At 66.5% G+C, this 10,448-nt stretch carries 8 protein-coding genes and 1 pseudogene; 1 reads left to right on the top strand and 8 read right to left on the bottom strand.

Going from position 1 to position 10,448, the window contains the following annotated elements; all coding sequences use genetic code 11:
* Positions 1-73 precede the first annotated feature (73 nt).
* From ACFVWD_RS55965 to ACFVWD_RS55955, 3 genes are all read right to left on the bottom strand, one after another.
* The gene (locus ACFVWD_RS55965; RefSeq protein ID WP_389606706.1) at positions 74-931 is read right to left on the bottom strand and encodes a hypothetical protein; all 858 of its coding nucleotides are present in this window, start codon (positions 929-931) and stop codon (positions 74-76) included.
* A gap of 24 nt (positions 932-955) precedes the next feature.
* A complete protein-coding gene (locus ACFVWD_RS55960) occupies positions 956-1,390 on the bottom strand; it encodes a hypothetical protein (protein ID WP_389606705.1) in 435 nt (144 codons plus the stop codon).
* Positions 1,391-1,678: 288 nt separating this feature from the next.
* A complete protein-coding gene (locus tag ACFVWD_RS55955; protein WP_389606703.1) occupies positions 1,679-2,302 on the bottom strand; it encodes a hypothetical protein in 624 nt (207 codons plus the stop codon).
* A gap of 1,027 nt (positions 2,303-3,329) precedes the next feature.
* Here ACFVWD_RS55955 and ACFVWD_RS55950 point away from each other — a divergent pair.
* The gene (locus ACFVWD_RS55950; protein ID WP_389606701.1) at positions 3,330-3,494 is read left to right on the top strand and encodes a hypothetical protein; all 165 of its coding nucleotides are present in this window, start codon (positions 3,330-3,332) and stop codon (positions 3,492-3,494) included.
* Between the two features lie 132 nt (positions 3,495-3,626).
* Here ACFVWD_RS55950 and ACFVWD_RS55945 read toward each other — a convergent pair whose 3' ends face one another.
* The 5 genes and pseudogenes from ACFVWD_RS55945 to ACFVWD_RS55925 all read right to left on the bottom strand — a co-directional run bounded on the left by ACFVWD_RS55945 (position 3,627) and on the right by ACFVWD_RS55925 (position 9,501).
* Positions 3,627-4,748: a cytochrome P450 gene (locus ACFVWD_RS55945; RefSeq protein ID WP_389606708.1), complete on the bottom strand. Its 1,122-nt coding sequence runs from the start codon at positions 4,746-4,748 to the stop codon at positions 3,627-3,629.
* A gap of 126 nt (positions 4,749-4,874) precedes the next feature.
* Positions 4,875-6,251, bottom strand: a pseudogene (locus ACFVWD_RS55940) (NAD(P)/FAD-dependent oxidoreductase); the annotation flags it as partial.
* Entirely contained in the window at positions 6,251-6,475 is a 225-nt protein-coding gene (locus tag ACFVWD_RS55935; RefSeq protein ID WP_389606699.1) for a ferredoxin, read from the bottom strand. The gene ACFVWD_RS55935 and the pseudogene ACFVWD_RS55940, both read right to left, overlap by 1 nt.
* A gap of 1,407 nt (positions 6,476-7,882) precedes the next feature.
* Positions 7,883-8,629, bottom strand: a complete 747-nt coding sequence (locus tag ACFVWD_RS55930) for a hypothetical protein (protein ID WP_389606697.1) — start codon at positions 8,627-8,629, stop codon at positions 7,883-7,885.
* A gap of 92 nt (positions 8,630-8,721) precedes the next feature.
* Entirely contained in the window at positions 8,722-9,501 is a 780-nt protein-coding gene (locus tag ACFVWD_RS55925; RefSeq protein ID WP_389606696.1) for a polymorphic toxin-type HINT domain-containing protein, read from the bottom strand.
* Positions 9,502-10,448: the final 947 nt, after the last annotated feature.

Raw genomic sequence — 10,448 nt, 5'->3', positions numbered from 1 at the left:
GCCGGACGAACTCCCACTCGGCGTCCGACAGTTCATGGCGACGTATCACCCCACCATGATCCACCACTCAAGATCATTTGAAGACACGACCTAGGCCGAGGTACTGCGTCTGGTGGGTGGTGTCCTCGTTGTATGCGAGATCGTTGAAGCGGTTGGACAACTTCAGGGTGTCTTCGGGGCCCAGCGAGTCGAGGAACGTCTGGCTGAACGCCTTGTTGTGTGCGTTGTCCCGGAAGTCCCGGTCCATTTCTGCCCGTTCGTCGGCTGTTAGCTTCTCGCCGTGAAGCAGCCGGTCCGCGTACTGCTTGGCCTCGCGGGCCTCGTACACCTCGATGTCGCCGACCGCGGAGCCGTTGAACGTGTGGGCCTGTCCTCCGAAGGGATCCAGCGCTCGCTCGAACCAGCTCTTGACGCCAGCCGCCTCGTCTAGGGCAAGCTTGACGCCCTGGTCGGCGTCGTCGACCGCCTGCACGGCTTCCTTGATCTTCTTCGTCCAGGCGGCCTCGGCGTCCTTCGCCTTCGACACGTACTTGGGGTAGTCCTCGTCGTGCCGCATGGGGGTGAGCTTCCGGAAGTCGTAGACCGCCTCGCCCTGGCTGTTGACGGACATCTCGTCAGCCTTCACCCGCTCGACCACGTCGTTCACGTAGCCGATCAACTTGGCCAACTGCTGATACGCGTCCCGAAGGAGCGAGGCGATAGCGCGGGCCTCCGTCTGCGCGTCGGCAAACTGCTGGCGTGTTGCCCCGAGTTGCACGGCGGCCGCAGCCTGGCTGACACCGTGCCAGATGCCGTCCGTCGCGACCGATTCCACCTTGGCCGCGTAGAGGGTCTCCAGGTCCTTGAACCCGTCGGCCATGTCGTCCCAGTCGGTGGCCGCCGTGGTCAGCACACCGAGTTTGATGGTGACCACGTCCTGATAGGTGAGCATCCCCGTTTCCCCGCTCCCCGTCGTCTATGCCTCGCGCCGGGGATCTGGCCCGGCGTCGATCTGTGCTATCTCGCTCCGGACGCCGTAGTCGACGTACTGGAACTGCTGATGGGAGTCCTTCAACGATTCCTGGTCCTTCACCAGGCGCCCTTGAAGGTTCTTGACCTGCAGTACCCACTCCGCATGCGCGTCCTTGAGGCCGGAGCCGGTGTCCCAGCCGGTGAATTCCCGCACGGCCGTGGCCGAGGACTCGTCGGCGTGGCTGCCCGCCTTGCCCGTGTCTCTGTGGATGTCATCCAATGCCGAGACCGCTGTCTTCTGCCCGGTCTTGTTGGTCTTGAGGTCGGGCGCGCCCCCAGTTCCGCCTCCGCCCGCTGCGGCAGCGCTGTCCAGTCGCATCTGGTTCTGCCGACGAGCCAACGCATCGACTTTCAGCTGCTCCCATTCGTCCCATGCCATCTCAGGGCCTCCTCCCGTAGTTCCGGTCTCCGTACGGCCAACCCCCGTGGACCGACCCCGGCGGCACGGCCGCCTGTGCGAGGTCTGCGGATGCGGCGCGCCGACGCTTGCGGACGGCCCCGCCGACAAGAACCGCACCAGCGAGCACGGCAATCCCAACGCCCATGAGAATCCAGACCGTGTTCCGCACCGCCGCGCGCAGGTTGCGTCCTTCGCGCTGATCTCCCGGCCGGGGCGCGCCAACTGGGGTGCGGCATGGTGGCAGCTCGTTGAGCGGCCGGAGGAAGCTCAGTCGGCCACTGCCTCCTGCTGCGGCTTGGCCGCAGCAGGCTCCGAGGCGGCCGCGGCGGTGTAGAAGACCGACGAGCCCTGCTTGGCACGGTGAGCATGGCTCTTGGCGACCAGCCCTTCGAGGGTGGTGCGCACGACCGTGGTCTTCACGCTCCGGTCGGGATGGGCCTGCGTGAGTGCGACGGCGATCTCGGCAGCGGAACGCGGCTCGCTCTCCTGCTCCAGGTGACCGCGGATCAGCTCGACGAGGGTCGGCTTGGCCGCTGCCGTGGACGCCTTCACGGACGAGGCCTTGTCGGCGGGCTTAATGGACGCCGTCTTCTTCGCGCCCGTGGCGGGCGCCTTCTTAGCTTTGCTCTGCTTGAGTTCGGCGGAGGCCTGGTGCGGCACGGACGGCGCAGCGGCGGTGTCTGCGCCGGCGGCGGGGCTGGCACTGCCGAGAGCCTGCTGGATGTTCACCAGCACAGTGTGGTCGTGCTGGAGAGCACGCAGCTGCTCCTGGAGGGCTTCGATCTCCTGACCGATCCGGTCCTGCTCTTTGGCATTGCGCTCAAGGTCGCCCGTCACCTGGGCGATGTACTGGGACGCCAGTTCTGTTGCCTGGGCCTGGATTTCAGACATGACATGGGCCTTTCTGCAGCCCGCGGGCACGGCGGTGAAAGTCAGGAGCCATGCGTGCGAACGGATAGAGGTGGGTGTCCCGTCTGCGGTGACCGGATCCCCCGCTCACCCGCAGGACACAACTGCCTTAGCCTGCGGCAGTCTAGAGATAGTACGCACGAGGGCAACTGGATGTTCCTGTTGCGTGATGCCTCACTCTCCCCTGCAGGGTGAGCAGCCAGCAGACGCGGGGCATGTGACGCAGTTGCTGACCGTTGTGCTGTCACTGCTGAACCGTCGCGCGGCCCGCCCTGACCTGGAGAGACAGGCGCCAGGCGACTTCGTCGGAATCTCGACAGTAGTGCCAGGCAGCCAGCGAGCGTGAAGCCACCAGCCGGGCAACACACCGTCGACCTGCTCACCGCTCAGCGGGGCTTGCCCTCAGAGTAGGCAGCCACGCTCTCCCGGGCCTGCAGCGCAGTCGCTGGCGCGCTCCCCAGAGCGCGCCCCGCCGATCGGAGGAGCGGCGGCCACCCGATCAGTCACTGTCTGTGCGTCCCGCCGTCCTGGCTGCCTGTACCGCCCGGAGGCGGCGGAGATGCTGGCCACCCCCGGGAACAACCGTTTCTCAGGGCGAACGGCCATCGGAGGCGACCAAGCCGGACATGACTCCCGTCGACCACAAGGTCAAGCACAAATCGACCATCCCGGCGAACGCCGGCATCGACATCGAACTCTACGTACGGGAATAGCGCCTGCGGCGGCGCACCGCTGAGCATCGTCAAGGACTACATCGACAACCAGAAGCGCCCAGCCTGACCGTCACCCCGCAGGCGCAGCGAACTCCGGCGCTTCGCGCCTCCGGGCCGAGGATCGCATTCCCGCCCAGCCTGAAGACCGGGATTCCCTGCGAAGAACAAGGGATGGCTGGGAATCAGCAGGTGCGGGAACTGGCGGCAGAGAAGCCGATAGAGGACCGGGCCCCGGAGTGGAGGAGATGAAGGGCAATCCGCCCACACCAAATATCCTCTGAGGCTCGGGACTTGGCATGATTGTGGTGTTCGACCGAGTCGTCGTGGGCGACGAATACGTCGGCGACCAGCGTCCGAGGGAACAGGCCGTGCTCGACGACGCCGGGGGTGGCGCCGAGCAGCGCCGCCAGGCCCGCGAGGTCGTCGTAGGCACAGTGGCGCGCTCCACCTGGACGCCATGAACCACGTCCGCTCCACAGTGTGTGGGTCGACGGTGGACGGGATGGGAGCTGAGGAGGGTAGCGGGTTGCTGTCGAATGCAGAGCTGGCCGGTCGGCCGCGGCGTGACCTTCCCACTGCCCTCGGCTGCCGCGTCAACCGTCACCCTGCTCGATGTCCAGATGGATCGGACCCCGAAGGACGGGGCTGGGCCGGTACGGCGGTGGATCGGCGACCAGCCTGGGTCGCTCGAGCCGGCGTACCAGCTCGGTCAGCGCGATCTGGGTTTCCCGCCGGGCCAGCGGGCCACCGAAGCACAGGTGGATGCCGCTGCCGAACCCCAGGTGCTGGTTGTCACGCCGATCCGGGTCGAATCGGTCCGGATCGTGGAAGCGCTTCGGGTCGCGGCTGCCTGAGGCAAGCATGAGCATGATCTGCGAGCCCTTGGGGATGACGGTGTCGGCGACGGTGATGTCGCTGTAGGCCGCTCGCCAGGGAATGATCTGCACGGGGGGCTCGTAGCGCAGCAGTTCCTCGACCAGCGGCACGATCAGGTCCGGTTCGTCGCGCAGTCGTTGCAGCACCTGCGGGTGGCGCAGCAGCGTCAGCATGCCGTTGGTGATGAGGTTGACGATGGTCTCATGGCCGGCGATGAGGAGGAGTTTGGCGGTGGCGACGATGTCGGCGTCTGCCATCCGACCGTCGGGTCCGTCGTCGTTGGCCAGCCGTGACAGGAAGTCGTCTCCCGGCCGGCCGTGGCGCTGTTCCACCAGCTCGCCGAGGCACTGGCGCAGATCTTTGCGGGCCTGTACGCCCTTGTCCAGTTTCTCCTTCGGGTCGGTCTTGGGGTCGTAGTCGATCGAGTTCATGATGTCGTTCACCCAGAGGTGGAACCTCGGCTCGTCCTCGCGTGGCACGCCGAGCAAGTGACAGATCACGGTTACGGGGAACGGGAAGGCGAAATCATCGACGACGTCGATCTGCTCCTTGCCCACCAAATCGTCGATCAGGCTGCGGACGGTGGCGGTCAGGAAGCCTTCAAGTCCGGTCACTAGCCCTGGGGTGTGCGGGGGGCCGAAGTGACGCGTCGCCATACGCCGCAGGCGATCGTGCTCGGGCGAGTCCATGTGGATGAACGACGACGTGACCCCTCCCTCGGCGGAGGGCATCGGACGCGACAGATTGCGCACGTCGGAACTCAGATGCGGGTCATTCAGTATGTCCGTGATCTCGCGATAGGCGCTGATGACGTAGCTGCCGTCCTCCTGCCGAGCCACCGGCGTCCTGCGCAACTCGGCATACAACGGGTAGGGGTCGGCCCGGGCGGAGTAGTTGAAGATCCGTTGCAGCGTGCCGGGCGTCCCGGTCGTGGTCGTCCGGCCTTCCTCCTGCCGATGCCGGTGCACGGCCGTGACGCGGCGCTCACCCGGGTCATCGCTTGTGACGACCACCGTGGCGCCCTGCGCGAGCAGGGCGGGGCCGGGGAAGTCGACGGGCACCGGTTTCATGTCGGCCGGCTGGTCCGGCGTGGGACAGGGGGGCGGGAAAGGTGCTGCCGTCTCGATCAACCGTCGGTAGTGGTCCAGCCACTTGCCGTTGTTGAAGCTCACGGCGGCCGTGACGCGGCCCCGATAGCCATATACGGTGACGAAACGGTGGTCGTCCAGCGATCCCTGGGCGACGACCACCTCGTCGGCGAAGGTCGGCACGCCGACGGACTTGATGTTGACGCCGAACTGGATCGACCAGAACAGCGGGATGGACAGGTGGGGCCGGCGGTCCGCCTGGGCGCTGACCATGTTGTGTGCCGCGACCTCTGCCTGCTCCACGGCGTTGGACCAGTGCTCCAGTGCGATGAGCCGGTATTCGTAGATGGGGTTCGGGCAACGTGCCACGTCTCCCGCGGCGAAGACGTCGTCGGCGACGCGGCCATGGATGTCGAGGGCGCGGCAACCCGTGTCACAGGTGATTCCCCATACGCCCGCCGCCAGTCCCGACTCCCGCAGCCACTCGGTGTTGCGGATGCTCCCGAGCGCCACCACCGCCACATCGGCGTCGGTAGTGCTGCCGTCGGAGAAGTGGGCGCGGCGGAAGTGCCCCTGGGCGTCGCCTTCCAGCTTGGTGACTTCGACGCCGCAGCGCAGGTCGACGCCGTGGGTGCGCTGCATGTCCGACGCCACCTCACCGACCATGGCACCGAGCGCCCCGACCAGCGGGAACGGCGCGAGTTCGGCGACGGTCACCGGGATGTCCCGCTCGCGGCAGACGGAGGCGATCTCGGAGCCGGTGAATCCCGCACCGATGACCAGTACCCGGGAGGGCCCGGCGGCGAGGGCTCGCTGCAGGCCGGCGGCGTCCTCACGCGTGCGGACCACGAAGACACCGTCCAGGGCCGCCTCGGACTCGACGAACCACGGCCGGGCCCGTACCCCGGTGGAGAGCAGCACCCGGTCGAAGGGAACCTCGCGTCCGTCGGCGAGATGCACGTGGTTGGTCGCCAGGTCCAGCCCGTCGGCGGGGACGCCCAGCAGCCACTGCGCATCGATGTCACGGCGTCGCGGCAGCGTGGTGTTCCCGGCGGGCACCCACCCGGTCAGGACCTGCTTGGACAAGGGGGGACGGTCGTAGGGCTCGCCCAACTCGTCACCGATCATGGTCAACGATCCGGTGAAACCCTCGTCGCGCAGCGACTCTGCGGCACGCAGCCCCGCCAGCGACGCCCCGACGACCACGATGCGGCCGTCACGCCTGAACGCTTGCAAGGTGTCGGCGCTGCTCATCACAGCGACGCCTCCACCGGTGTGTCCCGGCCCTCCAGCTGGTCGACCAGAATGGCCTGGAGGGGGCAGGCCGCCGCGGCGCGCAGCACCTGTTGGCGCTGGGCGTCGTCGGGCTTCGGGTCGTACATCAGCGCTTCCTCGCCGTGCATCCGGAAAGCGTCCGGAGCCAGGAACGCGCACTGCGCATATCCCTGGCACCGGGAAAGATCAACGATAACTTTCATCCCGGCCTCCACGGGGAGTGGGAGCTGCAGACCCTCAAGCCGGCGCCACTCCGGCGCGCAATGAGGGAGGATCCGGCCGCTGCCCACGCCTGCGAAGTGCGAGGGGGCGCACCGCGCTCGTCGGGTCTCCATGGAAAGGTTACGTAAGCGGCGCTCTTTTGGATTGCCGTTTCGACAGAAACCGTGTGGCACGGTGTGCCGAAATACCGACAGAGAGTCAGCGGGGGTCTTCGGCCCCATCGCCTCGACACCGACGGCCCGGCGCGGAGGTGTGTCGCGAACACCGAGAGACAATGAGAGAGGGCGGGAGTCAGCGAGACTGACTTCTGCCCTCTTGTATCGGCATCCGCCCTGGCCAACGCTTGATTTCTATGATCCTAGGCGAGTGCCCCGGCAGCCGAAGAAGTGAAGGGCCGGGTCTCTGGCCTGCGGCCATCTAATCGATCAACGCTGGACTCTCCGGTATCGGTGCCGCTGTTAAGGCCCGACCTCGCGGGCCTCGACGTACCGCTTGACCGTCTTTGGGTCGTGCCCCGTGAGTGCGGCCGCCGACCAGACTGTCTCCGTCAGGTCGTACGCCTCAAAGATTTCCATGATCTCTCTGTCAGACTTCGTCACAGGACCTCTCCGGCCGGTTGCTGATGATCGCAAACACCAGCAAACCGGACGGAGGGGTCTCCGTCAGATAAGGGAGCGATCAGGAACAACAGGCCATCCACCTGGATTTCCGGTGGCCATCAACCTGGACTCGACTGGCCGCACACCCGGACTTTGCCACGGCCGCCGACACGCCTCTCGGTGAAAGGCTCCATGGGGCTTCAGCCGGACGATCGTCCCCATGGGCTGTAAGTGAGGCCCGGGGACACTGGGTCGCGTCCGCGGGAGTGGTGTATCGACGGCCGCTCGGTGATCTCGTTTTGAGGCTATGCGGTGAGTTCGGTGGGCAGGGCGGTCTCGTCGGTTTCTGACTCGATCGGGTGGAGGCGGGCCTTGGTCAGCAGGTCAAGCCCATGTAGCGGCGGGCCTCGGTCCACTCGTCGTTCTGCTCGGCAGCACCGCGCCGACCAGCCGGATCAACGTGGTGCGGTCGGGGAAGTTCCCGAAGATTAGTCTCTTTTGTGAACGGAGTTTGAACGGGGCTGCGGGGTGGGGTGCGTTAAATGGTCCGGCCGTTCCCATTGGTTCACGAGACGGGCCCTGCGGAGCCGTTGCTTTTTGGCTCGGCGGGGCCCGTGTTCTGTCAGGCCAGGTCGGTCCTATCCGACGTTGAGGTTGTCGTCCACGAGGAACTCCGGGTAGCCGAAGCGCTCACCGAGGGCGGTGAAGGCTTCGCAATGGTTCTCGTCGATGGCCACGACGTGCCGCGTGAGGCGGGCGGAGTCTGTCCGCCCGCCCCACACCTCGGCGTCAGTCGGTCCGGCGGTCGTTGAGTCCTTCGCGCACGACCCAGTACGGGTAGCCGAACCGCTCACCGAGAGCGACGAACCTGCCGTACGTCTCCCCGTCGGCCGGCACCGGCACGAAGTAGGCCTTCACCGCGCGCAGGAAGAGCCGGTAGCCGAGGTCGGCGCACGCCTCGGTGACCACCCGCTCCAGCGCGGTGACCAGGCCGGTCACCGGAACCCCGTACAGGGGCTGTTCCGAGGCGAGGCGCAATGGCTCCGCGACCGTGTGGATCACCTGGATCACCGCCCGCCGCAGCTCCTCGTCGACCACTGGCTGTGGTTGCGGAGGCGCGAACGCCGGATCGTCCTGGTGCACGCGGGCCAGCCACGCCTCCTCGATCCGCCGCAGCCAGGTACGGGCCGTCATGCCGTGCTCGTGCGGGTCGAGGATGCCGTGGGTGGCGGCGAGCCACACCGTACGGATCGTCTCGTCCGGCAGCGGTGAGCGCGGCAGTCGCTGCACGTCCTGGCCCAGTTGGGCGGCCTTGGAGCGGTCGAACTGGTCGACCGATGAGTCCGCCAGCATGAGCCACACCGTGACGGGGCCGGGGTCGACGGCACGGGACGGGAAGTGCTCCCTGTAGAACTCTTCCAGCACCTCCCATCGAGAGGCCAGCCAGGTCAGCCCGAGGTCCGTCACGTAGATGTCTTCGGTGAATTCGGCCTCGACGAAATCGTCCTCGACATCGCTCTCATGCTCGTGGGCCACGGTCACCCTTCCAGATAGGAGGTGTACACGACCCATTTGCCATAAGGGTGCGCACGGTTGCCCTTGCCGATGTATTTCAGATTGACGATGACTCACTTGGAGGTCACCACGCTCTTTTCGGCGGTAGTTCCGTTCTTGACCCACTTGTAGCCTATCGGTCCGCCCCTGGTTTCGACGTCCCTCACCTCCCAGCGGAACTTGTTGAGATTCAGCAGCTTCCCCTTGGACTTTCTCAGCGCCTGCTCGTTCTGCCATTTGACGAGCTGTTGCAGGTGGTCCGGATCGTGTTCGAGCCACTGGGTGACGGCCTTGTCGACGGCCTCTCGGGCGATGTCGAGACTGGCCCAGCGCGTGGCAACGCCCCCTGTGGTTCTCGGGTCGAGGGCCTTCGCCTTCATGGCGTCGTCGTCCGGGGTCACGTGGTCGCCGATGGTGTGCGCCCCTTCGACATCCTCGTCGGCGACGAGGTCCTGGCAGTTGTGGACGAGGAGGTTCTGCGGGTGGGCACCTTCGGTGCTGACGTAGAACGTGTGGATACTTTCGACCGTCAGGTCGTAGACCTCGCGGGGTGCCAGACCGGCCCGGTCCTCGACGGCCGTCACGGTCCGGAAGGTGCCGTTCGGCGTTCGCAGGTTGTCGCCCACGTGCAGGGAGGAAACCAGGGTCCAGCCGCGTCCCTCGACGAAGAAGCGGTGGCCCGCCGTGCTGGACAGTTTCCCATCGGCCACCGAGATCTCGACGAGTCGACGGGTGTCGTGCCTCATGGTGTGGACGACCCGCCGCACGAACGCCCGGCCGGTCTCCGGGTCGGTTGCGCGGACCAGGTCACCGACGCTGACGTCGCGGATCGCCTTGTGGCCTCCGTCCGCCATGAGAACCTGGGTGCCACCGGGGAAGCTGTTCCGCCGGCACGCGGTCATCAGGGATGTGTCGAAAACCCTTGAGGCCCAGGTCAGCGCCTTAGCGCGTAGAGCCACCAAACGGCCCACCCTGGTTTTCAAAACGCCCCAGCTTGTGCGCACCGACCAGCCAGCGGACTGCCCGTCGCGAGCGAAAAACTCCAGGACTCCCCACCCAGATCACCCTCTTATTCCGAGGCCTGCCCTCGCCCCGAGCACCCCGAGTTGCTTCAGCTGCCCACTTCAGGGTCGGCATGGGGCCGATTGCCTCGGGGGCACCGACGGAAGTCACTGGTCAAGCCCTATTCGGGTGCCTATAGATCTCACCGCAGCTGTGCCAGCTCGTCCTTCTCCTCGGTGGTGAGCAGGTCGTCCCGCTCATCGGCGTCGACCTCGGCCCTGCAGGAGCCGACTCGGGCTGTCGCGCTCGATCCGCAATGAACGGGGGATGGGGTTGAGGACGAGGCTGCCGTCCCAAGGCCTGCAACCGGGCCATCCGTTCCTCGGCCCGCGACAACTCCACGGGCAGACCAGCGATCTGCTCACGCAGCCGCTCGGCCTGGCCCAGCACCTCAGCTCGCCTGGCCTCCAACGCCTCCATCAACGACGGCACACCACGCCCACCCTCGCTCAGCACCCGCACGCCTCGCGGCGGGCTCGACCCCAGCGACGGTAGAATTCGGCACGACCAGCCACATCTCGAACCTCTGCAAAACACCCCACCGAGGCGCCCTCAGAAGGTCCGCACCCAACGGAGTTTGAACGGGGCGGTGCGGTGGGGTGCGTGGTGACGCGGCCCGGGACATGCCGCAGGGGCGGGCGGTTTCCCCCCCCCCCCCCGCCGCACCACCACACTGGGTGTCTTATAAAAAAAAACCATCCCACCACAACCACATAAATAGAGTATTACAGATAATTAT

Source organism: Streptomyces sp. NPDC058086 (assembly GCF_042885015.1).
Lineage (GTDB): Bacteria > Actinomycetota > Actinomycetes > Streptomycetales > Streptomycetaceae > Streptomyces.
This window is presented reverse-complemented; position numbering and strand designations above follow the sequence as displayed.

Excerpts from the sequence above, each read along its gene's own strand:
- ACFVWD_RS55935 (WP_389606699.1), bottom strand. The coding sequence starts at position 6,475 with ATGAAAGTTATCGTTGATCTTTCCCGGTGCCAGGGATATGCGCAGTGC.
- ACFVWD_RS55965 (WP_389606706.1), bottom strand. The coding sequence starts at position 931 with ATGCTCACCTATCAGGACGTGGTCACCATCAAACTCGGTGTGCTGACC.
- ACFVWD_RS55950 (WP_389606701.1), top strand. The coding sequence starts at position 3,330 with ATGATTGTGGTGTTCGACCGAGTCGTCGTGGGCGACGAATACGTCGGC.
- ACFVWD_RS55925 (WP_389606696.1), bottom strand. The coding sequence starts at position 9,501 with ATGGCGGACGGAGGCCACAAGGCGATCCGCGACGTCAGCGTCGGTGAC.
- ACFVWD_RS55960 (WP_389606705.1), bottom strand. The coding sequence starts at position 1,390 with ATGGCATGGGACGAATGGGAGCAGCTGAAAGTCGATGCGTTGGCTCGT.
- ACFVWD_RS55955 (WP_389606703.1), bottom strand. The coding sequence starts at position 2,302 with ATGTCTGAAATCCAGGCCCAGGCAACAGAACTGGCGTCCCAGTACATC.